Here is a 20,989-nt window from a genome sequence, read left to right on the forward strand (position 1 = left end):
GCCGAAGGCGGGGGACATTCGCGGAGGGGAGTACCCGGTGGCCTTTGCACGCACCCTGAACTGCGTGGCCCCGATCACCCAAGACGCGCAGAAATCAGTCTTCTTCGGGAGGCTCTTCCGCCCGCTCTCCGGCCGGACGCGGCGCGCGCTTGCCCGGCTTGGCCAGGATCTCGACATAGAACTGCTTGCCCGCCTCTTTGACGACACCGTCGATCAGCCCCGTGATCGCCGAAAGGTGCACGGCCTCGGCAGTTTCCGCGGAGGTGCCGAATTTGCAGTCGAAGTCCCAGAAGTCCGCGCCCTCGGGCAGAACGCGCCGGCGCTCACGCTTGATGTACTTGCGAATCTCGTGCTTGATGGCTTCGAGGAGGCGGTCGGGGTGCTTGCCCTCGACCTGAAGCTGAAAGGTTTTTCTCATGGGTGATGGTAACCAATGGCCGGCAGCAGCCGGACAGGCTGCGCGGCTGTGTACAGTCGGCGGTTCAATGGAAAGCAGGTGAAGACATGGCGCGCGCAAACGACTGGGCAAGCAAGGTAATGGCGTTGGTCAACGGCGGCAACGCGTCGGCAGCCATCGCGCAGATCAAGGTTGCCCCCTCGGTCAAGGACCTGAAGGCGCTCCAGACCATCATGACGCTATCGAAAATGAAAGGCCGCTATCCGAACGTGGATGCGGCCATCGAGGACAACCTGGCGCTGCTGGGAGCGCCGCGGCTGCATCGCTCTCCTTGAATATCTACAGGGCCTGGCCAAGCCGCTTCACGCCCTCTTCGATCTTCGCCACATCCGCCGTCGCAAAGCTAAACCGCAGCGTCGCCAGGTCGGGCTTCTCCGCATAGAACGGTGCGCCCGGCACAAAGGCCACCAGCTGCTCGATGGCGCGCTTGGCCAGTTCGCTTGCATCGGCCAGCTTGCCGTTGGCACCCGTGAGGCGGGCCCAGAAGAACAAGCCACCCTGCGGCTGGGTAAAGCTCACCGCATCGCCCAATTCGCGCTTGAGCGCCGCGCCCATGGCCTGCGCCCGCTGGCCGTACACCTCGCGCACATGCGCCAGCGTGGCGGGCATGCGGCCGCTCTTGAGGTATTGCGCGGCCGTGGCCTGCGAGAAGGTGCTGGTGTGCGCATCGCTGAATTGCTTGCACATGGTGGCCTTGGCCAGCAGCTCGGCGGGCGCGATCATCCAGCCGATGCGAAGGCCCGGGCTCAACACCTTGCTCAGGCTGCCGCAATGCGCCAGCAGCTCGCGGCTGCCTGGCACATCCTTGCTGAGCGCCATGATCGAAGGCGGCGGCGCCTCACCGAAGTACAGGTCGCCGTAGGGGTCGTCCTCGACGATCAGCGTCTGGTACTTGACGGCAAGCTCCAGCACCTTCTTGCGGCGCTCCAGGCTCAGCATGGCGCCGCTCGGATTGCCGAAGGTGGGAATCAGGTAGACGAACTTGGGCTTGTGCTCGGCAATGAGCTTTTCGAGCTCGTCGGTCTTCACGCCGTTGGCGTCGATGGGCGCGCTGATGAGCTGCGCGCCGTACAGGCGAAAACACTGGATGGTGGCCAGGAAGGTCGGGCCTTCGACGATCACCTTGTCGCCGGGCGAGATCATGGTCTTGCCCAGCAGGTCGAGCGCCTGCTGGCTGCCGGTGGTCACGATGAGGCCGCTCGGGTCCACGTCGACGCCCTTGGTCTTCATGAAGGCGCTGAGTTGCGTCCGCAGCGGCTCATAGCCCTCGGTGGCACCGTATTGCAGTGCGCCGCCGGGCTCTTCGGTCAGCGCCTTCTGGCTCGCCTCCTTCAGGCCCTCGACGTCGAACATGGCGCTGTCGGGAAATCCGCCCGCAAAGCTGATGATGCCGGGCTTGCCCAGCAGCTTGAAGAGTTCGCGGATGGCGGAGGTTTCGACGTTGTCGAGGCGGGAAGCGAATTGCATGGGAAGTCTCACTTTCTGAGGCGCTATTGTGGCGAAAGCCGTGGGCAATAAAGCTGCGTAAGGCCATCGGCTTTCAACGATATATTGCAACTATCGCTGCCCGCCCCCATACCGCCCCCCATACGGCAGGCGAGCGCCGCGCTTCCAGGTCCCATGAAAAAAGACAATATCCCCCCCTTCTTCGCCACCCTGCAGGCGGCCAACCCGACCCCTGAAACCGAACTTGAATACGCCACGCCCTTCGAGTTGCTGGCCGCCGTGCTGCTGTCGGCGCAGGCGACCGACGTGGGCGTGAACAAGGCCACGCGCAAGCTCTTTCCGGTGGCGAACACGCCGCAGGCCATCCTGAGGCTGGGCGTGGAGGGGCTGGAGGAATACATCAAGACCATCGGGCTCTACCGCAGCAAGGCCAAGCACCTGATCGAGACTTGCCGCATTCTTGTGGAGCAGCACGGCGGCGAAGCGCCGCGCACGCGCGCCGAGCTCGAAGCGCTGCCGGGTGTCGGACGCAAGACCGCCAACGTGGTGCTCAACGTGGCGTTCGGCGAGGCAACGATCGCCGTGGACACGCACATCTTTCGCGTGAGCAACCGCACCGGGCTTGCGCCGGGCAAGACGCCGCTCGAGGTAGAGCTCAAGCTGGAGAAGCGCGTGCCTTTCGAGTTTCGGCTGCATGCGCACCACTGGCTCATCCTGCATGGGCGCTACATCTGCGTGGCGCGCATGCCAAAGTGCTGGGAATGCGCGGTGGCGCCCTACTGCGACTACAAGCCGAAGACCCCGCGGCCCAAATCGGCCTGAGGCCGGCTCGCTTCCAGGCTAGAGCTCGAACGCTTCCGGCTGCCGTCCGTTGATGTCGGTAAAGCCGTATTCACGCGCCAGGTCGGCCACGCGGTGCACGCCGCCGTTTTTCTGCATCACCCCCGCGTCGGCCGCCAGCGCGGCAATGGCGCGGCCCAGGTAGCGCGGCGACTCGGTTCTTGCGAGCGCTGGGCGTTCATGCCAGTGCGCTTCGTCGGTCTTGTGCCCGGCGAGCACGAACTCGGTTCGCATCCAGCCCGGTGAAAGCGCGAGCGACGCCACGCCGTGCGGACGGAGTTCCTCGGCCATCCCGAAGGCCAGCCGGTTCATTGCCGACTTGGCGAGGTCGTAGAACAGGTTGCCGCGCAGGTACTTGTCGCGGTCCCAGAAGCTGGTGATCGCGATCAGGCCGCTCTTCTGCGCCACCATGAGCGGCGCCGCGAACCGGCTCGCGAGCAGGTGGTTGCGCACGCCGCGGTCGAACATCGAGTCCCAGTTGGAAAGCGGGTGCTCCCAGAACGGTGCCTCGAAAACGCCGCCGAAGGTTTCGTGCCCGCCCCAGGCGTTATTCACCAGCACGTCGAGGCGGCCCTGCTCGCGCTGCACCCGCGCGAAGAGGGCTGCCACGTCTTCTTCCTGCGTGTGGTCGCAACGCACCGCAATGCCGTGGCCGCCCATGCGCGTGAGTTCGTCGGCCGTGTCGTCGATGCTGCCCGGCAGGGCTTCGAGTTCCGAGAGCGCAAGGATGCGTCCATAGCTTTCGGCCGGCTGCGCGCGCGTGCTGCGGCCTGTCACGTACACGGTCGCCCCCGCCGCGCCCAGCTCCAGGGCAGTGCCGCGGCCCGCGCCCCGGCTGGCGCCGGTCACCACGGCCACGCGGCCTTTCAGCGGCTTCTTGATTTCTTCGTCTTGCATCGAGTTCTTTCCTTTCTCTCCGAGTTCGAAGCCCGAAGGTACCGCCGACTCACGCCGCCGTATTGGAAGAAACCGAAACCGCGCGGCCGAGAAACTCGGTCGGCGTAAGGCCGCTCAGCGCCTTGAACTCGTTGACGAGGTGCGACTGGTCGTAGAAGCCTCCGTCAAGCGCCAACTCCGCCCAGCCGGGCATGCACGGCCGCGGCTGCCGCAAGGCGCGCAGGCAGGCATGCAGCCGCGCGAGCCTGCCCCACGTGCGCGGCGAGAGGCCTACCTGCTGTTGGAACAATTGCTGCAAACGGCGCTCGCCGACGCCGACCGCCGCAGCCACATCGCGCAGCGATTGCCGCCCACCCGACTGCGCGATCAGCTGCGCCGCCCTTGTTGCGACCACAGGGGTGGCCGGTTGAAGAGCCGCATCGGCCTGCGCCAGCCGCTGCTGGAGCATGGCGCACAGCACCGCAACGCGCGAGGCGTCGTCTGGCGCAGCTGCCATGCGCTCGCGCAGTTCGGCGCCCTGGCCACGCCAGAGTTGATCGAGGTGCACCGCGGTGCCGGCAATCTCGCCCGCAGGCATGCCGAGCAGCGCCGCGGCCGCGCCGGGGCGCAGCGTGACCGACAGCCCCTCGACCCTGCCGCGCAGCCGCACCAGCGCCGGCGCGGCCGAAGCGCCAATGGCCTCGACGGGCTGCCCGGCGCCCTCACCCGCCGAGGGTGCGTCGCCAAGATTGAAGACCAGTCGCACCGCGCCGTCGGGCAGCACGCGCTCGAGCACTTCGCGCCCGTCAGGCAGCGCTTCGCGGTAGAGCAGGATGTGCGCGACGTGCGCACGCAGCGGCGCCGCGACCGGAAAGGCCTGCAATGAGCCCGCAGGCATCGCGGCCTCGGGACCGTGCAAGGGGTCCTCGTCGAGGCGAACGTACAGGCGCTCGCGGGAAGGCTGTGCAGGCATGGAGCGGATGGGGCAATGGAATGGCGCGGACGCTGCCGCGCGTCACCCGCATTCGATCAGCAGGCACGCCCCATAGTCAATGGGCGCCGACGGCCATTGCGCGGCGGCGTCCACGCGCCGCACGCCGCCATGCAGCAGTTGCACGGCGCGCATCACGCCCGCATGCGTGACCCACACCGCATCCTCGCCCGACGCGCGCCACTCGTCGAAAGCAGCGCCCGTGCGCTGCATGAAGCTGGCCGTGCTTTCGCCGTACTCGCCCGGAAGACCGTCGGCGAAATTTCCGGCCCATGCATCGAAGTCGGCACTGGGGATGGATGCCCATGGCCGGCCTTCCCAGGCGCCGAAGTCCATTTCGGCCAGGCGCTCGTCCACCCGCATGGCAAGGTCCGGGCGCAGCGTGCCGATGGCCTGTGCCAGTTCGGCGCAACGCCGCAAGGGCGAGTGGACCAATGCGATGCCCGCGGGTATGCGGGCCTGCACGGCGCGCGCAACCGCCAGCGTCGCCTCCATCGGCACGCCGACATCCGTGACGCCATAGCAAAGGCCCGGCGCAGCGTCGGTTTGCGCATGGCGGACCAGCCACAGCTTCATGCCTGCCACGCCAGTGCAAGATAGAGCGCAAGCTCGCACACCTGCTGCGTAGCGCCGAGCCCGTCGCCGGTGAAGCCTTGCAGCCGGCGCCGGAACATGCGCGCCATGACCAACGCCGCAAGCGCGCATGTCGCCATCATGGCCGCCGTTCGTGCAGGGCCCTGCGTCACAAGCACCAGCGCAAGGGCCGGAACCGACCAGAGCATGCCGACCAGCAAGGCGCCGCCGCCAATTGCATCGGCCAGCGGCTTGGCCTTGCTCGCGCCAGCATCACCCACATACGGCAACCAGCGAATCAAAAACAGCGGCGCCAGCCGTGACAACACATGCGCACCGACGATGGCGGCTGCCACTGCTTGCAGGCCCTGCCCTGCCAGCGAAGCAAGCAGCGCAGCCTTCAAACCGAGTGCCAGCACCAACGCAATGGCGCCGAATGCACCAATCCGCGAGTCCTTCATGATCTCGAGCGCGCGGTTGCGGTCGGCCGATCCGCCCAGCCCATCGGCCACGTCGGCCAAGCCGTCCTCATGAAAGGCGCCGGTGAGCAGCACGGTCGCCACCATGCTCAGCAGCGCCGCTGCCAGTGCACCGGATGGGCCCGGCAGGCCCTGCAGCGCCAGGACGAAAACTGTTGCCCCCACAAACCCCACGAGCCAGCCGACGCCCGGAAAATGCGCCGCGCTCGCGCGCAGCATCTGCGGGCTGAATCCGACCCACTCGGCGAGCCGGCCGGTCACCGGCAACCGCGTGAAGAACTGCAGGGCCAGCAGGTAGTGGCGAACGCCGTTCATCGCGCTTCAGCTGTCCTTGCGCGACACGCCCGCCGCCTCGAAGCTCGCCATTTCGCGCAGGATGCGGCAGGCCGATTCGAGCAGCGGCCACGCCAGCGCGCCGCCAGAGCCTTCGCCAAGGCGCAAGTCGAGATTCAGCAAAGGCTCCAACCCGAGGTGCTTCAACAACAGCGCATGCCCCGGTTCCGCCGAGCTGTGCGCGGCCACGCACCGCTGCACCACATGCGGTTGCAGCGCCCCTGCAACCAGCACCGCCGCGCTCGCGATGAATCCGTCGACCACGATCACGCGCCGCTCTTCTGCCGCCTGCAGCACCGCGCCGACCAATGTGGCAAGTTCGAAGCCGCCGAACGCAGCCAATGCATCCAGCGGCGCGGCGGCCGATGCATGCAGGGCCAACACTTCGCGCAGCACCGTGCGCTTGCGCGCGAGCCCGGCGGCGTCGAGCCCGGTGCCAGCGCCGGTGCAGGCGTCAATATCGAGTCCGGCCAGACGCGCAAGCAGCATGGCCGCCGCCGAGCTGTTGCCGATGCCCATTTCGCCGAGCAGCAAGGCATTGCCGGGGAGCGCGCGCACCACCTCTCGGCCGTTGGCAATGGCTTGCGCGCATTGCTCTGCCGTCATTGCAGGGCCGGCCGAGGCATCGACGGTGCCGGCGGCGATGCGGCGCGACACCAGCCCCGGGCGCGCCTGGAAGTCGCGCCGCACGCCGCAGTCGACCACCGTCAGCGCCAGCCCGTGCTGGCGCGCAAGCACGCTCACGGCCGCGCCGCCTGCAAGAAAGTTCTCGACCATCTGCCAGGTCACGTCGCTCGGAAACGCGGAGACACCGCGTGCCGCCAAGCCGTGGTCGCCCGCGCACACCAACATCTGCGGCGCTTCGAGCACGGGCGTTTCGCTGCCCAGGATCAGGCCGATGCGCAGGGCCAGGCTCTCGAGGCGGCCTAGCGCGCCAAGCGGCTTGGTCTTGTTGTCGAGCGCGCCCTGCAGCCGTGCTGCAAGCGCGTCGTCGCGGATGTCGGAGATGGAAGGAATGGTGTTCTTGTCAGTCATGCGATCAGGCCTTGCAGCACGCCGGCCTCGAAGTGGGTGTCGATGAAATCGGCCAGGCCGCCAAAGGTGGAATCGAGCGTGGGCGCCGCGGTGCCGAAGAGCGCGTGCAACGCGGCCGCATCTTCGAACAAGCCGTGCAGGTAAAGCCCCAGCACATTGCCGCGCGCGTTCTGCCAGGCCAGGCCTTCGGGCATCACGGCATGGCCGTCCTGCGCCATTTGCGGGTGTAGCGCGGTATGGCCGTGGTGAATCTCGTAGCCCGCTACCGGCACGTTAGAAAGCGAAGCCCATTGGCCGCCCAGTTCGCCGAAGGCGGCGGCCCGGTGGCGCACGATTTTCTCGCGCTCGAACACGGTGACGAGCGGCAGCAGCCCCAGGCCGGGCGCATTGCCGTCGATGCCATGCGGATCGACCAGCGCCTCGCCCAGCATCTGCAAGCCGCCGCAAACACCGAGCACAGCGCCCCCGGCGGCCGCGTGCGTGGCAATGGCACGGTCCAGCCCCTGCGCGCGCAGCCACGCCAGGTCGCCGCTGGTGTGCTTGGAGCCGGGCAGCACGATCCAGTCGGCGCCGGCCAGGTCTGCCGGTGCGCGCGCCCACACCAGCCGAACGCCGGGCACATTCTTGAGCGGCTGGAACTCGTCCAGATTGCTGATGCGCGGATACGCCACCACGGCCACGGTACGCGTGACGATGCCGCTCGAGCGGCTTCGGTCGTCGAACACGCCGTCTTCCTCCGGCAGGCCGTGCTGCCACCACATCGGCAACGTGGCCACGGTGGGAACGCCTGTCAGTGCCTGCAGTTGCTGCGGCGCCGGGGCCAGCAGCGAGGCATCCCCTCGAAACTTGTTGAGCACGAAGCCGCGCAGCAACGCGCGGTCGCTCTCGGGCATCAACGCCCAGGTGCCATACAGATGCGCAAAGGCTCCGCCGCGGTCGATGTCCGTCACCAGCAGGCAGCGGGCATTTGCATGCCGGGCCACGCGCAGGTTGACGATGTCGCTTGCCATCAGGTTGATCTCGGCCGGCGAGCCGGCGCCTTCGATCACCACCACGTCGTTCTCGGCGCGCAGTTCATCGAATGCCGAAGCAATTTGCGGCCACACGCGCTCGCTGCGCCCGCGCCAGGGCATGGCCGTGAGCTCTTCATTCACCTGCCCCATCAGCACCACCTGGCTGTGGGTGTCGCGCTCGGGCTTGAGCAGCAGCGGGTTCATGCGCACGTGCGGCACGGCGCCCGCCGCCAGCGCCTGAAAGTATTGCGCGCTGCCGATCTCGCCGCCATCGACCACGCGGGCGTTGTTGCTCATGTTCTGCGCCTTGAAAGGCGCCACCTTCAGGCCCTGCCGCGCATACCAGCGGCACAGCGCAGTGACCAGCCAGCTCTTGCCGGCGCCACTGGTCGTGCCCAGAACCATCACGCATCGGGTTGTCATGCGGCTATTGTCCGTTGTGGCCGCGTGCCGCTTTCCTCGAAGCGCGGCTGCCCAAAGAAAAAGGGGCTTGCGCCCCTTTGGTGTTTCAGCGTGCCGCGGTCTGCACCGCGCCCGGCGAACCGGGCTCAGGCTGCGCCTTCGCCGTGGCGGCAGGCACGTCCCATCCGCCGCCGATGGCGCGGATCAGCCCCACGGCCGCCTGGTATTGCGCCGACTTCACCTGCAGCGCCTGGCGCCGGTTGCGCAATTCGCTGCGGCGGGCGTCGAGCAGGTCGAGCTGGCTGATGTAGCCGTTGCGGTAGCGCGTGTCCGACAAGCTGGTCGCGCGCTGGGCCGAAGTGACGGCCTGCGCCTGCACGGTCGACTGCTCCTGCAGGATGCGGATGGCGGAGAGCTGGTCTTCCACCTCCTGGAACGCCACGAGCACCTGGTTGCGGTAGTTGGCAAGCGCACCGTCGAGCTGCGCGTTGGCGCCCTGCACGCCGGCTTCGCGGCGGCCGCCGTCGAAGATCGGCAGCGACAGCAGAGCCCCCACGCCCCACGAGCGGGCCGACCACTTGAACAGGTCGCCGATTTCGGGCGACGCATAGCCGGCGGCGCCGGTCAGCGAGATGTCCGGGAACCACGCGGCCTGCGCCACGCCCACACGGGCCTGCGCCGCGAGCACGGCGTTCTGTGCGGCCGAGACGTCCGGGCGCCGCGTGAGCACCGTGGCCGGCACGCCCGGCGGCACCGACGGCAGCGCGGTGGCCCACTCGTCGGTACGCAGGCCAAAGCTGGAGGCCGAGTCGCCCACCAGCACTGCAAGCGCATGCTCGACCTGCGCACGCTGGCGGTCGAGCGCGAGCGCATCCGATTCGGTGGACGACACCTCGGTCTGCACGCGTGCCACGTCGAGCTCGGCAATGTCACCCGCCTGCTGGCGGCGCTGCGTCAGGCGCAGCGTGTCGCGGTAGGCCTCGACCTGCTCGCGCACCAGCGCGCGCTCGGCGTCGAGCGCGCGCAGTTGCAGATAGGTCTGCGCCACCTCGGCCTGCACGGCAAGGCGCGTGCTTTGCAGCAGCGCTTCGCGGCTGGCTGCATCGAGCTTGGCCGCATTGCTCGCGCCCGAGAGCCGGCCGAACAGGTCGACCTCGTACGAGAACGTGGCGCCGATGTTGGTCATCGTGGCCGGCCGGGTGCTGGCCGTGGCCTTGTCGAGGCCCGCGCCGCGATTCGCGCCGGCGCCCAGGCCGATCTGCGGCAGGCGGTCGGCCTGGGCGCTGCGCGCCAGGGCGCGAGCTTCCGCAAGCCGGGCCGCGGCGGCCTGGATGTTGTTGTTGTTGACGTTGGCCTTTTCGACCAGCGCATTGAGCACCGGGTCGTTGAATGCCAGCCACCAGGCGCCGCGGGCCTGCGCTTCGGAAGGCACCGCACGCGTCCAGCCCGCGGGCGGGGCGGCGCCCTGCTCCTTGAACTGGGCGGTGGTCTGGATCTCCGGCACGCCGGAGGGCACGGTCGCGCAGCCGGCCAGTGCCAGGGCTGCCACCAGCGGCAGCAAGGCGGTGCGAAGCGGCTTGATCCAAGGTTGTACTGAGAATTTCATGATGAGCTTTCTTCTCGATCAGTCGTGCGAGCCGTGCGAAGGGCGCGGCGCAGCAGGCAGCGGGTGCAGCCCGCCGCCGCCGGATCCACCGTGGGACGACGGTGCCGGTGCAGCCGGATGGGCCGCCGAAACGAAGTCTTCCCCGTGCGGCACGTCGCCATGCAGCTTGAGTGCGCGGTTGCCCGCAAGGCGGCGCATCAGCACATAGAACACCGGCGTCAGGAACAGGCCGAAAGCCGTCACGCCGATCATCCCGGCGAACACCGCCACGCCCATGGCCTTGCGCATTTCAGAGCCCGCGCCGGTCGACAGCACGAGGGGCAACACGCCCATCACGAAGGCCAGCGAGGTCATGAGAATCGGGCGCAGGCGCAGGCGGCTGGCTTCGATCGCAGCCTGGATGGGCGTGCGGCCGGCAAACTCGAGCTCCCGCGCAAACTCCACGATCAGGATCGCGTTCTTCGCACTCAGCCCCACCAGCACGATCAACCCGATCTGCGTGAAGACGTTGTTGTCACCCCCCGATAGCCAAACACCGGTCATTGCGGCCAGCAGGCCCATCGGCACGATCAGGATGATGGCGATCGGCAGCGTCAGGCTTTCGTACTGCGCAGCGAGCACCAGGAACACCAGCAGGATGGCAATCGGGAACACCAGCATTGCGGAGTTGCCGGCCAGAATTTCCTGGTAGGTCAGGTCGGTCCATTCGAAGCTGATGCCTTTGGGCAGCGTCTCCGCGGCAATGCGTTCGATCGCATCCTGCGCCTGGCCCGACGAGAAGCCGGGAGCCGGGCCACCGTTGATGTCGGCCGAGAGATAACCGTTGTAGCGCATGGCACGTTCCGGACCGAAGGTGGGGTTCACCTTCATCAGGGCCGACAGCGGAATCATCTCGCCCGAAGTCGAGCGCACCTTCAGCATGCCGATGTCCTCGGCGCGCGCACGGTACGGCGCGTCGGCCTGCACCCGCACGCTGTACGTGCGGCCGAACTTGTTGAAGTCGTTCGCGTACAGGCTGCCGAGATAGATCTGCATGGTGTCGAAGATGTCCGTCACCGGCACGCCGAGCTGGCGCGCCTTGGTGCGGTCGATGTCCGCGTACAGCTGCGGCACGTTGACCTGCCAGCTCGAGAACATGCCGGTGAGCTCCGGCGCCTGCGACGCCTTGGTCATGAAGGCCTTCACCGCCGCATCCATCTGGTCGTAGCCGAGCGAGCCGCGGTCTTCCAGCTGCAGCTTGAAGCCGCCCGTGGTGCCCAGGCCCGCCACCGGCGGCGGCGGGAACATCACGATGAACGCGTCCTGGATGCCGCCGAAGGCCTGGTTGAGCTGGCCCGCCACGGCGCCGCCGCTCTGGTCGGCGCGCTTGCGCTCATCGAAAGGCTTCAGCATGGCGAACACGATGCCCGAGTTCGAGCTGTTGGTGAAGCCGTTGATCGACAGGCCCGGGAAAGCGAGCGTGCCCTCGACGTTCGGGTTCTTCTTCATGATCTCGCCCATGCGGCGGATCACTTCATCGGTGCGGTCGAGCGTGGCGCCGTCGGGCAGCTGGGCAAAGCCGATCAGGTATTGCTTGTCCTGCGTCGGCACGAAGCCGCTGGGCACCGCCTTGAAAAGGCCGAAAGTCACGCCCACCAGCGCGAGGTAGATCACCAGCATCAGCGTCTTGCGCGAGATCACGTTCTTGACGCCGCCGCTGTAGGCTTCCGAGCCGCGGCCGAAGAGCTTGTTGAAGCCGCGGAACAGCCAGCCGAAGGCCTTGTCCATGCCGCGCGTCAGCGCGTCCTTCGGTTGGGCGTGGCCGCGCAGCAGCAGTGCCGCGAGAGCCGGCGACAGCGTGAGCGAGTTGATCGCCGAGATCACCGTCGAGATCGCGATGGTCACCGCGAACTGCTTGTAGAACTGGCCCGTGAGACCGCTGATGAAAGCCAGAGGGACGAACACGGCCACCAGCACCAGCGCAATCGCGATGATGGGCCCGGACACTTCGCGCATTGCGCGGTAGGTCGCTTCGCGAGGCGTCAGCCCCGCCTCGATGTTGCGCTCGACGTTCTCCACCACCACAATGGCGTCGTCCACCACGATACCGATGGCCAGCACCAGCCCGAACAGGCTCAGCGCATTGATCGAGAAACCGAGGACGTGCAGCACCGCGAAGGTACCGATCACCGACACCGGCACAGCCAGCAGTGGAATGATGGAAGCGCGCCAGGTCTGCAGGAACAGGATCACGACCAGCACCACCAGCAGGATGGCTTCGAGCAGCGTGTGAATCACCGATTTGATCGACGCACGCACGAACTGCGTCGGGTCATAGGCAATGCGGTATTCCAGGCCTTCCGGCATGTTCTTGTTGAGCTCGTCCATCGTCTTGCGAACGTTGGAAGAGATGTCGAGCGCATTGGAGCCGGGCGACTGGAACACGCCAACACCTACGGCCGAATCATTGTCCAGCAGCGAACGCAGCGAGTAGTCGGCCGCGCCGAGCTCGATGCGCGCGATGTCGCGCAGGCGGGTCACGGCACCGTCTGCACCGCTCTTCACGATGATGTCGCCGAACTCTTCTTCGGTCGACAGGCGGCCCTGTGCATTGACAGACAGCTGCACGTCGATGCCCTGCAATCCGGGCGATGCGCCGATCACGCCGGCCGCAGCCTGGACGTTCTGGCCGCGAATGGCCGTGACCACGTCGCTGGCGGAGAGTCCGCGCTGCGCGACCTTCTGCGGATCGAGCCAGACGCGCATGGCGTACTCGCCACCACCCCAGATCTGCACCTGGCCCACGCCTTCGATGCGCGCCAGGCGGTCCTTGACGTTGAGCACTGCGTAGTTGCGCAGGTAGTCGATGTCGTAGCGGCCGTTGGGCGACACCAGGTGAACCACCATGGTGATGTCCGGCGCGCTCTTCACGGTCGTGAGTCCCAGGCGGCGCACTTCCTCGGGCAGGCGCGGCTCGGCTTGCGAGACGCGGTTCTGCACCAGCTGCTGTGCCTTGTCGGGATCGGTGCCGAGGCGGAAGGTCACCGTCAGCGTCATCACGCCGTCGGTGGTGGCCTGGCTGCCCATGTAGAGCATGCCTTCCACGCCGTTGATCTGCTCTTCGAGCGGCGTGGCCACGGTTTCGGCAATCACCTTGGGGTTGGCGCCCGGGTACTGGGCACGCACCACGACCTGCGGCGGCGCGACTTCGGGGTATTCCGAAATCGGCAACCCGCGCAGCGCGATCAGGCCGGCTATCAATATCAATAGCGACAGCACGCCGGCAAAGATCGGCCGGTCGATGAAGAATTTAGAGAGATTCATGTTGTTTCTCCGGCGAGCGCAAATGCGCTCCCCTCCGAGTTCAGGACTTCGCAGCTTCCGCGACGCGTTCCGGTTGTTGTTGCTTGGTGTCGGCCTTGGCGTCCATCGTCACGTTCTGCGGCACCACCAGCGCGCCGGGGCGGATGTGCTGCAAGCCGTTGACCACGATGCGGTCACCGGCCTTCAGGCCCTTGCTCACGACACGCAGTCCGTTGACCGATGCGCCGAGCGTGACTTCGCGGTACATGGCCTTGTTGTCTTCGCCCACGACCATCACGAACTTCTTGTTCTGGTCGGTGCCGATGGCGCGTTCGCTCACCAGCAACGCAGCGTCGTTGCGTGCCTGGCCCATGCGGATGCGGGCGAACTGGCCCGGAATGAGCGCGCCGTCCTTGTTGTCGAACGAGGCGCGCACACGCACGGTGCCGCTGCGGGCGTCGACCTGGTTGTCGATCAGCTGCAGCTTGCCGATGAAGGGAGTTCCGTCGAAGCCCGAGGTGCCCATCTGCACGGGAATGCTCTCGATCTGGCCGCGTGCACTGGCACCGCTCGGCAGGTCTTTCAATGCCCGCGTGATCACCTGCTCGTCGGCGTCGAAGCTCGCGTAGATCGGGCTCACCGAGACCAGCGTGGTCAGCACCGGCGCGCCGGGGCCCGCGGCCACCAGGTTGCCCTGGGTCACTTCGAGCTTGCCGATGCGGCCGGACACCGGCGCACGCACCTGCGTGTAACCCAGGTTGAGGCGCGCCGACTGCAGCGTCGCTTGCGCGGCACGCAGGTTGGCATCGGCCTCGCGGCTGGAGTTCACACGCTCGTCATATTCGCGCTGGGCAATGGCCTGCTGGTCCCACAGGCGCTTGGCGCGCTCTTGCTCGCTGCGGCTGAACGCCTGGCGGGCCTGGGCGGAGGCCACCTGGGCTTCGGCACGCTCCACTTCGGCGGCGTACGGTGCGGGGTCGATGGTGATCAGCAGGTCGCCCTGCTTCACCAGCGCGCCTTCGCGGAAGTGCACCGCCTGCACGGCGCCCGCCACGCGGGAGCGCACATCGACGCGCTGCACGGCTTCGAGCCGGCCCGAGAACTCGTCCCAGGCGTTGACTTCGCTTTGGGCCACGGTGGCCACGGAGACCGGGGTGCCCTGTTGCGCCGCGGCGGGTGCCGTGGCCTCCGCCTTGAAGCTGTGCATGCCCAGCACGGCGGCGGCCACAGCCAGCAGTGCGGTGAGCCCGGTCACTGTGGGCCACAGGCCCTTGCGGGCGACGGAAGACAGTTTTTGCTTATTGTTCGACATGATGGTTCGTCCTTCTCAATGACTTTTTGGGATGCAACAGGCCACCCCGGCGCTTTTGGCACCAGGAGGCGGAATTCGAAAATGACCGGGGTTACCGGTGGGCCGGGGAAAGGCGTCGCGACGTCTGGCCGGGCTGCCGCGACCGGCCCACCTAGCTGGGCTTGGGTGCTACCGGGGGCGGCGTGGTGGTACTGAAAAATTCGCGGAAGTGCTGCTGCACGCTGGCTTCGCAGGCCTTGCAGCCCGAGGGCTCGGGGTCGTACAACGCCTTGGGCCAGTTCGCGGCACCAGGCAACACGGCACTCGTCACGTCGATGCCGGCCGCGCGCAGGCGCCCGGCAAAGGTCAGCGCCTCGTCGCGCATGGCGTCGTCGGGGCCCACCAGCACCAGCGCGGGCGCCAGCGCACCGAGCCGGAGCGATCCGCTCGGCACCGCGTAGGGATGGGTCGCGTTCGAGGGGCAGCTCAGGTACTTTTCCCAGCCCTTGGCCCAGCGGCATTCGGCCTCGTCGTTGGTGGCCTTGCGCAGCGACGCAGTGCCCGCGCACGGGTCGAGCATGGGCGACAGAAGAATCTGCCCCGCCAGCGGCGGATGCGCCCGGTCGCGGGCGATCAGTGCCACCCCGGCGGCCAGGTTGCCGCCGGCTTCTTCGCCGGCCAGGTACACCTGGGCACCCTTGCCGCCGAGCTTGACGCGCTGCTTGTAGAGCCACTCGAGCGCCGCATAGCCCACTTCGATGGGCTCGGGGAACGGCGATTCGGGTGCCAGCGGGTAGGCCACCGACACCACCACCGCACCGGCCCCTGCCAGCAGCCGGGCCACGTTGCGCCCGTTGTCCAGGTTGCCGCAAACGAAGGTGCCGCCGTGGAAATGCAGCACCAGCGGAACCGTTTCGCCGCGCGCGCGTTGCCCGTAGACCCGGGCATCGACCGGCGCGCGGCCGGGCAGCTCGATCGAAAGATCGGCTTCCACGCCTTGCGCCGCGGCAAGAGCAGCGGCTTCGGCAGAGCGGGACGACGGACGGGGTGACATGGAGGCAACCTCAGGAGGATTGGCGATAGTCGAAATATAAGGCGGCCAGTGTGGTGTTAAACAGGCAACCTGCCCCTACTCTGTTTCCAAACGGCGAACAATCCGGGAAACGATGGGGATTGTCACCTTGTGTGAGAATCCGCTCCCCTCGGCAAGGGCCGGGTTCCCAGGAACAGTCATCAATGGATCAAATCCAGGCAATGCGGATCTTTGTCCGCGTGGTGGAAGCAGGCACCTTCACCCGGGCCGCGGATTCGCTCGCCCTGCCAAAGGGGACGGTCACCAAGCAGATCCAGGCGCTGGAATCGCGCCTGCGGGTGAAGCTGCTCAACCGCACCACGCGGCGGGTCACGGTAACGCCCGACGGCGCGGCCTACTACGAACGCGCGGCACGCCTCCTGAACGACTTCGACGACATCGAAGCCAGCATGACCAATGCGCAGGCCAACCCCACGGGGCGGCTGCGCATCGACGTGGGCACCTCGGTGGCGCGGCTGGTCATCCTGCCCGCGCTGGCCACCTTCTGCGACCGCTATCCCGAAATCCAGGTCGACCTAGGCGTGAGCGACCGCACGGTCGACCTGATCACCGACAACGTCGACTGCGTGATCCGAGCCGGCGAACTGAGCGACCAGTCGCTGGTGGCGCGGCGCATCGGCACCCTGCACTTCGTGACGGTGGCGTCGCCCGCCTACATCAAGCGCTACGGCATTCCTCAGCACCCCAACGACATCGAGAAGCGGCACCACGTGGTGAGCTACTTTTCGGGCAGCACGCGGCGCATCTACCCGCACGAGTTCAAGAAGGACGACGAGACCATCGAGCTCAACGGGCCCTACCGCGTGTCGGTGAACGAGAGCAACGCCCACATGGCGGCGGTGCTCGGCGGCTTCGGCATTTCGCAGTGCATCACCTTCATGGCCGAGCCGCTCCTGGAGAGCGGCGAGCTGATCGAGGTGCTGTCCGATTGGCACCGCGACCCGCTGCCGATTCATGTGGTCTACCCGCCCAACCGCCACCTGAGCGCGAAGGTGCGGGCCTTCGTGGACTGGGCGGCCGAGCTGTTTGCGAAGAACCCTCGGCTGCAGCGGCGCTGAGCCCTCCTTGGGGCTCGGCCCGCTTTACCCGGCCGGGCCGAACACCGGTTCGCAGCGCACCTCGGTCTTTACCGAATTGGCAATGAAGCATTCTTCATGCGCCCGGTGGTGCATGTGCTCGATCTGCTCGCGCGTGGGCAGGTTGGCGCCGGAGAACGTAACCTCCGGCCGAACCGTGACCACCGTCATCGCGAGCTTGCCTTCGGCGTTCTTTTCCATGACGCCGCTTGCCGCGTCGAAGTAGCGGTCGACGTTGAACTTGCGCTTCACCGCCATGGTGAGAAACCACAGCATGTGGCAGCTCGAGAGCGAAGCGACGAAAGCTTCTTCCGGGTCAATCGCCGCCGCATCCGAAAACGGCAGCGGCACCACGTGCGGCGACGAAGAGCCCGGCACCTCCGCGCCGCCGTCGAAGCGCATCGAATGCCTTCTGCTGTAGGTGTTGCCGAGAAAGTCCTGGTCGCCTCGCTGCCAGAGGATTTCTGCCGTGTACTGGGCCATGCCGTGCGCTCCAACGTCTATGGGAGCGTCATTCTGCGTCAGAAAATCCGGGTCAGAAAACGCCGAGCAGCTTGACCAACAATGGCACCAGCAGCGCCGTGGCGATGCCGTTCAGCCCCAAGGCCAACGCGGAGAAAGCGCCCGCCGTTTCGTTCACCTGAATGGCCCGCGCGGTGCCGATGCCGTGCGCCGCCATGCCCACCGCAAAGCCGCGCACCGCGGGTTCCTTGATGCGCAGCAGGTTCAGCAGGCCCGTGGCCATGATGGCGCCGGAAATACCTGCAACGGCGGCGGCCACTGCGGCAAGCGAGGGCAACCCGCCGATCTTCTCGGCCACGCCCATCGCGATCGGCATGGTGGCCGACTTGGGTGCGAGCGACATCATCAGCTCATGCGAGCCGCCGAGCGCCCAGGCGATGCCGATGGCTGAGACGATGGCCGCCACCGAGCCCACCAGCAGCGCCACACCGATCGGCAGCCACAGCCGGCGCAGCCGTGCGAGCTGGCCGTAGAGCGGCACGGCCAGCGCCACGGTGGCCGGGCCGATGAGAAAGTGCACGAACTTGGCACCCTCGAAATACGTGTCGTACGGCGTGCGCGTGACGAGCAGCACCGTGACGATGACGACAACCGACACCAGCACCGGATTGACCAGCGGCCTGCTGCCGCTGCGCTTGTGCAGCCACAGCGCGCCCAGGTAGGCCAGCAGCGTGAGCGACAGCCAGAGCAGCGGCGACTGCGCGAGAAAGACCCAGATCTCGGACAGCTTTGCCGGCGCGGTCATTCCGCCTCCTTGCCCGTGATGCGGATCATCCAGCGCAGCGTGAGCGCGGTCACCGTCATGGTGAAGGCCGCACCCAGGATGCCGGCCGCAAGGAACGGTAGCCACTCGCGCCCGACCCGTTCGAAGTGCAGCATGACGCCGGTCACCGCCGGTATGAACAACAGCATGAGATTGCGCAGCAAATGGCCGGAGGTCTCGCTCAACGCCTCGGGCACGGCGCCACGCACGAGCAGCGCGATGAACAGCAGCAGCATGCCGATCAGGGGACCGGGAATCGGCAGGGAGAGCCACTGCACGAGCAGTTCGCCGGCCAGTTGGCAAAGAAAGAGCGTGGTGATGGCGTAGAGCATGGTGGCGAGGTCTTGCTTGCGTCCGTTCAATGTTCGGTGGCAATGGCCACCCGTGTCCAGGCCTCCTTGAGCGCCTGCTGGCTTTGCCGGGGCAACACACCCAACCGCACGTGGCCCGGCAGGCCGAAGGAGGCACAGTCGCGCAGCTTGATGCCTTCAGCGCGCAATTCTGCGGCGAGCTTCGGATACGGCACATCGGTGCGCGCGCAGAAGAAGTTGGCGTCGCTCGGCAGGCACTGCCATCCCAGCGATTCGCAGAGGGCGCGCTGCTGCGCTTTCCATGCTCGCAAGGTGTTCAGGCTTTGCGCGAGCCACGCCTGGGCTTCGTCGCCGACCCAGGTTTCGAGCAGTGCCACGCCGTGTGCGCCGATGGGCCATGAAGGTGACAGTTGCTCGATGCGCTGATTCAGCGCCGCGGCCTTGTCGTTTTCCGGTGCGATGGCATAGGCAGCGCGAACTCCCGTCAAGCCCATCGCCTTGTTCGGCGTCCAAACCTGCCAGACGCGGTTGCGCTGTGCCGCATCGAACGACGGCCGGCCTTCGAGACGCAGCGGCTCGTAGGCCATGTCGAGCACGCAGGCACCGTCCGCGTCCGCGTGCGGCGCGAGATCGGCCTGGCCCAGCGGGCTCGAGGGCTCGCAGCACCAGCGCAGTGCCGACTTTCCCCGCGGTTCGGCGGTGCGCAGCACCTGCAAGCCCCAGGCCGATGCCGCACGCTCGTAGTCGCCATAGCTGTGTGCGGGCAGGCAGACCTCCAGTCCGCCGCCCTGCGCCCAGGCGGCACTGATGCGGTGAATGAATTCGCTCGCGCTTGCCGCAATCACCACGCGCTCGGCCTCCACTCCATGAAAGGCTGCCAATGTGCGGCGCAGCGACGTGTAGGCTGGGTCTGAATAGTGCGTTGCATCGGCTGCGCGCAACGCTGCCAGAACGGCAGGGCATGGGCCCGCCGCGTTGCCGTTGGTCGAGAAATCGTGCCGCGCCGCGCCGGCCTCGTCGGGGCCGCCATGCAGTGCACGGGCTGATGTCGTTCGTTCCAGTGTCATGCCCACCTCGCAATGGCGAAGATCGCCAATGATGCACACGCCGCCAGCGCCAGCGCGGCCCTGCCGCCCAGTTGCGCTGCGCGCCGAGTGTCGGCCGCTTCGGCGCGGCGCCCTTGCGCATTCAAGGCGTACACGCCGGGCTTGGCCAGCCGCACGCCAAGCAGCAATGCCATCGCCGCCATTGGCCACCCGCTGTTGGGCGAAGGCGTGCGGCGCGCCTCCGGCGCCAGCCCGCGCGGCCACTTCCGCCCCGCGAGTGCAAGCAGCAGCACGGTGAGCCGTGCGGGCAGCCACGAAAGCACGTCGTCCGCGCGCGCGGCCCATTTGCCGAACCATGTCCAGTCGCGGCCATTGCGCTCGCCGCGGTAGCCCCACATGGCATCGGCCGTGTTGGCGAAGCGATAGACCGCCGCGCCCGGCAAGCCCAGCAGCACGAACCAGAACAGCGGCGCGACCAGCGAATCGTTGAGGTTCTCGGCCAGCGACTCGATGGCGCTTTCGCGCACTTCGCTTTCACTGAGCATGGAGACGTCCCGGCTCACCAACCGGGCGAGCTGCGCACGGCCGGTCTCCAGCGACACCGCGAGCGCCGCCTCCACGGCAAGCACTTCATTGCGCAGCATGCGCCATGCGAAGAGCGGCTTCAATGCAAGTGCAAGCACTACGGCGGTCGCCCAGCCGGGCAGCCATAGCAGTGCGGTCGCCTGCACCGTCAGAGCCACGGCGCCAACCACCATTGCACCAACGCACCAGGCCAGCGCGCCCTTAAGGAACAGCGGCAGATCGCGCGGCCTCGCATCGGCCGCGAGCGGCGCGATTGGCGCGAGGCGGGAACCGATCCAGCCAAGGTAGTGCCCCATCCACACCACAGGATGCCGGCGCGCCGGCGGCTCGCCCAACCATCGGTCGATGGCCAGCGCCAGCCACAAAGCGGCTGCGGCAGCCAATGGCTCAATCCTCGATGCCGCGCTGCGCGGGAATCCCGGCCTTGAAGGCGTGCTTGACCATGGTCATGTCGGTCACGGTGTCGGCCAGCTCGACGATCTCGGGCGGGCACCGGCGGCCGGTGAGCACCACGTGCACATGCTTCGGCCGCTCGCGCAGCGTTTCGAGCACGCCGTCGAGCGGCAGCCAGCCGTAGATCAGCGGATAGGTGATCTCGTCGAGCACCACCAGAAAGAACTCGCCCGAAAGAATGGCCGCCCTGGCCTTTTCCCAGCCGTCGCGCGCCAGCTGGCCCGAACGTTCTAGGTCCTGGCTCTTCCAGCTGAAACCGTCTCCCAGGCCTTCGATGGGGATGCCGATCTGCTCGAACATGCGGTGCTCGCCGAAACGTGCCGAGGGCACTTTCATGAACTGGTAGATCTTCACGGCCTTGCCGCGCCCGTGGGCTCGCAGCGCCAGGCCGAAGGCAGCCGTGCTCTTGCCCTTGCCGTCACCGGTGTTGACGATGACGATGCCGCGGCGCTCGCCCTCGGGTTTGTCGTAGGGCTTGTCGCTGGGGGGAGTTTCGATCTGCATGGTGTGGTGTTC

At 67.3% G+C, this 20,989-nt stretch carries 21 protein-coding genes; 3 read left to right on the forward strand and 18 right to left on the reverse strand.

Annotation, left to right across the window (positions count from 1 at the left end; translation table 11 throughout):
• Positions 1 to 94 precede the first annotated feature (94 nt).
• Entirely contained in the window at positions 95 to 418 is a 324-nt protein-coding gene (locus tag EJI00_RS22190; protein WP_126749645.1) for a DUF6172 family protein, read from the reverse strand.
• A gap of 86 nt (positions 419 to 504) precedes the next feature.
• On the opposite strand from EJI00_RS22190, the gene EJI00_RS22195 reads away from it, so the two are divergent.
• On the forward strand, positions 505 to 732 hold the full coding sequence (locus EJI00_RS22195) for a hypothetical protein (protein WP_126749646.1): 228 nt from the start codon (positions 505 to 507) through the stop codon (positions 730 to 732).
• 4 nt (positions 733 to 736) lie between these two features.
• Here the strand turns inward: EJI00_RS22195 and EJI00_RS22200 are convergent, their stop codons facing one another.
• A complete protein-coding gene (locus tag EJI00_RS22200; protein WP_126749647.1) occupies positions 737 to 1,924 on the reverse strand; it encodes a PLP-dependent aminotransferase family protein in 1,188 nt (395 codons plus the stop codon).
• 153 nt (positions 1,925 to 2,077) lie between these two features.
• On the opposite strand from EJI00_RS22200, the gene nth reads away from it, so the two are divergent.
• Positions 2,078 to 2,725 (forward strand): endonuclease III, encoded by a 648-nt coding sequence (gene nth, locus EJI00_RS22205; protein WP_126749648.1) that lies wholly within the window; start codon positions 2,078 to 2,080, stop codon positions 2,723 to 2,725.
• Positions 2,726 to 2,743: 18 nt separating this feature from the next.
• Here nth and EJI00_RS22210 read toward each other — a convergent pair whose 3' ends face one another.
• The 10 genes from EJI00_RS22210 to EJI00_RS22255 all read right to left on the reverse strand — a co-directional run bounded on the left by EJI00_RS22210 (position 2,744) and on the right by EJI00_RS22255 (position 15,678).
• Positions 2,744 to 3,640 carry an SDR family NAD(P)-dependent oxidoreductase gene (locus tag EJI00_RS22210; protein ID WP_126749649.1) on the reverse strand — a complete coding sequence of 299 codons (897 nt, stop codon included), beginning with the start codon at positions 3,638 to 3,640 and terminating at the stop codon, positions 2,744 to 2,746.
• 49 nt (positions 3,641 to 3,689) lie between these two features.
• Positions 3,690 to 4,592, reverse strand: coding sequence for a helix-turn-helix domain-containing protein (locus EJI00_RS22215; RefSeq protein WP_126749650.1), 903 nt, complete (start codon positions 4,590 to 4,592; stop codon positions 3,690 to 3,692).
• Between the two features lie 42 nt (positions 4,593 to 4,634).
• Positions 4,635 to 5,186, reverse strand: a complete 552-nt coding sequence (locus tag EJI00_RS22220; RefSeq protein ID WP_126749651.1) for a histidine phosphatase family protein — start codon at positions 5,184 to 5,186, stop codon at positions 4,635 to 4,637.
• Positions 5,183 to 5,977: an adenosylcobinamide-GDP ribazoletransferase gene (cobS, locus tag EJI00_RS22225; RefSeq protein ID WP_126749652.1), complete on the reverse strand. Its 795-nt coding sequence runs from the start codon at positions 5,975 to 5,977 to the stop codon at positions 5,183 to 5,185. Before cobS ends, EJI00_RS22220 begins: the two co-directional genes overlap by 4 nt.
• A gap of 6 nt (positions 5,978 to 5,983) precedes the next feature.
• The gene (cobT, locus tag EJI00_RS22230; protein WP_126749653.1) at positions 5,984 to 7,030 is read right to left on the reverse strand and encodes a nicotinate-nucleotide--dimethylbenzimidazole phosphoribosyltransferase; all 1,047 of its coding nucleotides are present in this window, start codon (positions 7,028 to 7,030) and stop codon (positions 5,984 to 5,986) included.
• Positions 7,027 to 8,466: a cobyric acid synthase gene (locus EJI00_RS22235; protein ID WP_126749654.1), complete on the reverse strand. Its 1,440-nt coding sequence runs from the start codon at positions 8,464 to 8,466 to the stop codon at positions 7,027 to 7,029. The genes cobT and EJI00_RS22235 overlap by 4 nt, the downstream gene beginning before the upstream one ends.
• An 85-nt stretch (positions 8,467 to 8,551) precedes the next feature.
• Entirely contained in the window at positions 8,552 to 10,051 is a 1,500-nt protein-coding gene (locus tag EJI00_RS22240) for an efflux transporter outer membrane subunit (protein ID WP_126749655.1), read from the reverse strand.
• Between the two features lie 18 nt (positions 10,052 to 10,069).
• Complete coding sequence (locus EJI00_RS22245) at positions 10,070 to 13,354, reverse strand: efflux RND transporter permease subunit (RefSeq protein WP_126749656.1); 3,285 nt, start codon at positions 13,352 to 13,354, stop codon at positions 10,070 to 10,072.
• Positions 13,355 to 13,394: 40 nt separating this feature from the next.
• Positions 13,395 to 14,645 carry an efflux RND transporter periplasmic adaptor subunit gene (locus EJI00_RS22250; RefSeq protein ID WP_126749657.1) on the reverse strand — a complete coding sequence of 417 codons (1,251 nt, stop codon included), beginning with the start codon at positions 14,643 to 14,645 and terminating at the stop codon, positions 13,395 to 13,397.
• 151 nt (positions 14,646 to 14,796) lie between these two features.
• Entirely contained in the window at positions 14,797 to 15,678 is an 882-nt protein-coding gene (locus EJI00_RS22255) for an alpha/beta hydrolase (RefSeq protein WP_126749658.1), read from the reverse strand.
• Positions 15,679 to 15,860: 182 nt separating this feature from the next.
• On the opposite strand from EJI00_RS22255, the gene EJI00_RS22260 reads away from it, so the two are divergent.
• Positions 15,861 to 16,775, forward strand: a complete 915-nt coding sequence (locus tag EJI00_RS22260; protein WP_126749659.1) for a LysR family transcriptional regulator — start codon at positions 15,861 to 15,863, stop codon at positions 16,773 to 16,775.
• A 24-nt stretch (positions 16,776 to 16,799) separates the two neighbouring features.
• On the opposite strand, the gene EJI00_RS22265 is transcribed toward EJI00_RS22260, so the two are convergent.
• From EJI00_RS22265 to cobO, 6 genes are read right to left on the reverse strand one after another with little or no spacing between them, the layout of a single operon-like run.
• The gene (locus tag EJI00_RS22265) at positions 16,800 to 17,276 is read right to left on the reverse strand and encodes an OsmC family protein (RefSeq protein ID WP_126749660.1); all 477 of its coding nucleotides are present in this window, start codon (positions 17,274 to 17,276) and stop codon (positions 16,800 to 16,802) included.
• Positions 17,277 to 17,328: 52 nt separating this feature from the next.
• Positions 17,329 to 18,060 (reverse strand): LrgB family protein, encoded by a 732-nt coding sequence (locus EJI00_RS22270; protein ID WP_126749661.1) that lies wholly within the window; start codon positions 18,058 to 18,060, stop codon positions 17,329 to 17,331.
• Positions 18,057 to 18,410: a CidA/LrgA family protein gene (locus EJI00_RS22275; RefSeq protein ID WP_126749662.1), complete on the reverse strand. Its 354-nt coding sequence runs from the start codon at positions 18,408 to 18,410 to the stop codon at positions 18,057 to 18,059. The genes EJI00_RS22270 and EJI00_RS22275 overlap by 4 nt, the downstream gene beginning before the upstream one ends.
• Positions 18,411 to 18,436: 26 nt before the next feature.
• Positions 18,437 to 19,456: an aminotransferase class I/II-fold pyridoxal phosphate-dependent enzyme gene (locus tag EJI00_RS22280; protein WP_126749663.1), complete on the reverse strand. Its 1,020-nt coding sequence runs from the start codon at positions 19,454 to 19,456 to the stop codon at positions 18,437 to 18,439.
• Entirely contained in the window at positions 19,453 to 20,403 is a 951-nt protein-coding gene (gene cbiB / locus EJI00_RS22285; protein WP_260590818.1) for an adenosylcobinamide-phosphate synthase CbiB, read from the reverse strand. Before cbiB ends, EJI00_RS22280 begins: the two co-directional genes overlap by 4 nt.
• A gap of 4 nt (positions 20,404 to 20,407) precedes the next feature.
• Positions 20,408 to 20,977 carry a cob(I)yrinic acid a,c-diamide adenosyltransferase gene (gene cobO / locus EJI00_RS22290; RefSeq protein ID WP_126749665.1) on the reverse strand — a complete coding sequence of 190 codons (570 nt, stop codon included), beginning with the start codon at positions 20,975 to 20,977 and terminating at the stop codon, positions 20,408 to 20,410.
• Positions 20,978 to 20,989 lie beyond the last annotated feature (12 nt).

This window comes from Variovorax sp. DXTD-1 (genome assembly GCF_003984625.1).
Lineage (GTDB): Bacteria > Pseudomonadota > Gammaproteobacteria > Burkholderiales > Burkholderiaceae_C > Variovorax.

Bases quoted from the DNA above. Each gene is read 5' to 3' on its own strand.
- EJI00_RS22190 (WP_126749645.1), bottom strand. From the start codon at position 418: ATGAGAAAAACCTTTCAGCTTCAGGTCGAGGGCAAGCACCCCGACCGC.
- EJI00_RS22195 (WP_126749646.1), top strand. From the start codon at position 505: ATGGCGCGCGCAAACGACTGGGCAAGCAAGGTAATGGCGTTGGTCAAC.
- EJI00_RS22200 (WP_126749647.1), bottom strand. From the start codon at position 1,924: ATGCAATTCGCTTCCCGCCTCGACAACGTCGAAACCTCCGCCATCCGC.
- nth (WP_126749648.1), top strand. From the start codon at position 2,078: ATGAAAAAAGACAATATCCCCCCCTTCTTCGCCACCCTGCAGGCGGCC.
- EJI00_RS22210 (WP_126749649.1), bottom strand. From the start codon at position 3,640: ATGCAAGACGAAGAAATCAAGAAGCCGCTGAAAGGCCGCGTGGCCGTG.
- EJI00_RS22215 (WP_126749650.1), bottom strand. From the start codon at position 4,592: ATGCCTGCACAGCCTTCCCGCGAGCGCCTGTACGTTCGCCTCGACGAG.
- EJI00_RS22220 (WP_126749651.1), bottom strand. From the start codon at position 5,186: ATGAAGCTGTGGCTGGTCCGCCATGCGCAAACCGACGCTGCGCCGGGC.
- cobS (WP_126749652.1), bottom strand. From the start codon at position 5,977: ATGAACGGCGTTCGCCACTACCTGCTGGCCCTGCAGTTCTTCACGCGG.
- cobT (WP_126749653.1), bottom strand. From the start codon at position 7,030: ATGACTGACAAGAACACCATTCCTTCCATCTCCGACATCCGCGACGAC.
- EJI00_RS22235 (WP_126749654.1), bottom strand. From the start codon at position 8,466: ATGACAACCCGATGCGTGATGGTTCTGGGCACGACCAGTGGCGCCGGC.
- EJI00_RS22240 (WP_126749655.1), bottom strand. From the start codon at position 10,051: ATGAAATTCTCAGTACAACCTTGGATCAAGCCGCTTCGCACCGCCTTG.
- EJI00_RS22245 (WP_126749656.1), bottom strand. From the start codon at position 13,354: ATGAATCTCTCTAAATTCTTCATCGACCGGCCGATCTTTGCCGGCGTG.
- EJI00_RS22250 (WP_126749657.1), bottom strand. From the start codon at position 14,645: ATGTCGAACAATAAGCAAAAACTGTCTTCCGTCGCCCGCAAGGGCCTG.
- EJI00_RS22255 (WP_126749658.1), bottom strand. From the start codon at position 15,678: ATGTCACCCCGTCCGTCGTCCCGCTCTGCCGAAGCCGCTGCTCTTGCC.
- EJI00_RS22260 (WP_126749659.1), top strand. From the start codon at position 15,861: ATGGATCAAATCCAGGCAATGCGGATCTTTGTCCGCGTGGTGGAAGCA.
- EJI00_RS22265 (WP_126749660.1), bottom strand. From the start codon at position 17,276: ATGGCCCAGTACACGGCAGAAATCCTCTGGCAGCGAGGCGACCAGGAC.
- EJI00_RS22270 (WP_126749661.1), bottom strand. From the start codon at position 18,060: ATGACCGCGCCGGCAAAGCTGTCCGAGATCTGGGTCTTTCTCGCGCAG.
- EJI00_RS22275 (WP_126749662.1), bottom strand. From the start codon at position 18,410: ATGCTCTACGCCATCACCACGCTCTTTCTTTGCCAACTGGCCGGCGAA.
- EJI00_RS22280 (WP_126749663.1), bottom strand. From the start codon at position 19,456: ATGACACTGGAACGAACGACATCAGCCCGTGCACTGCATGGCGGCCCC.
- cobO (WP_126749665.1), bottom strand. From the start codon at position 20,977: ATGCAGATCGAAACTCCCCCCAGCGACAAGCCCTACGACAAACCCGAG.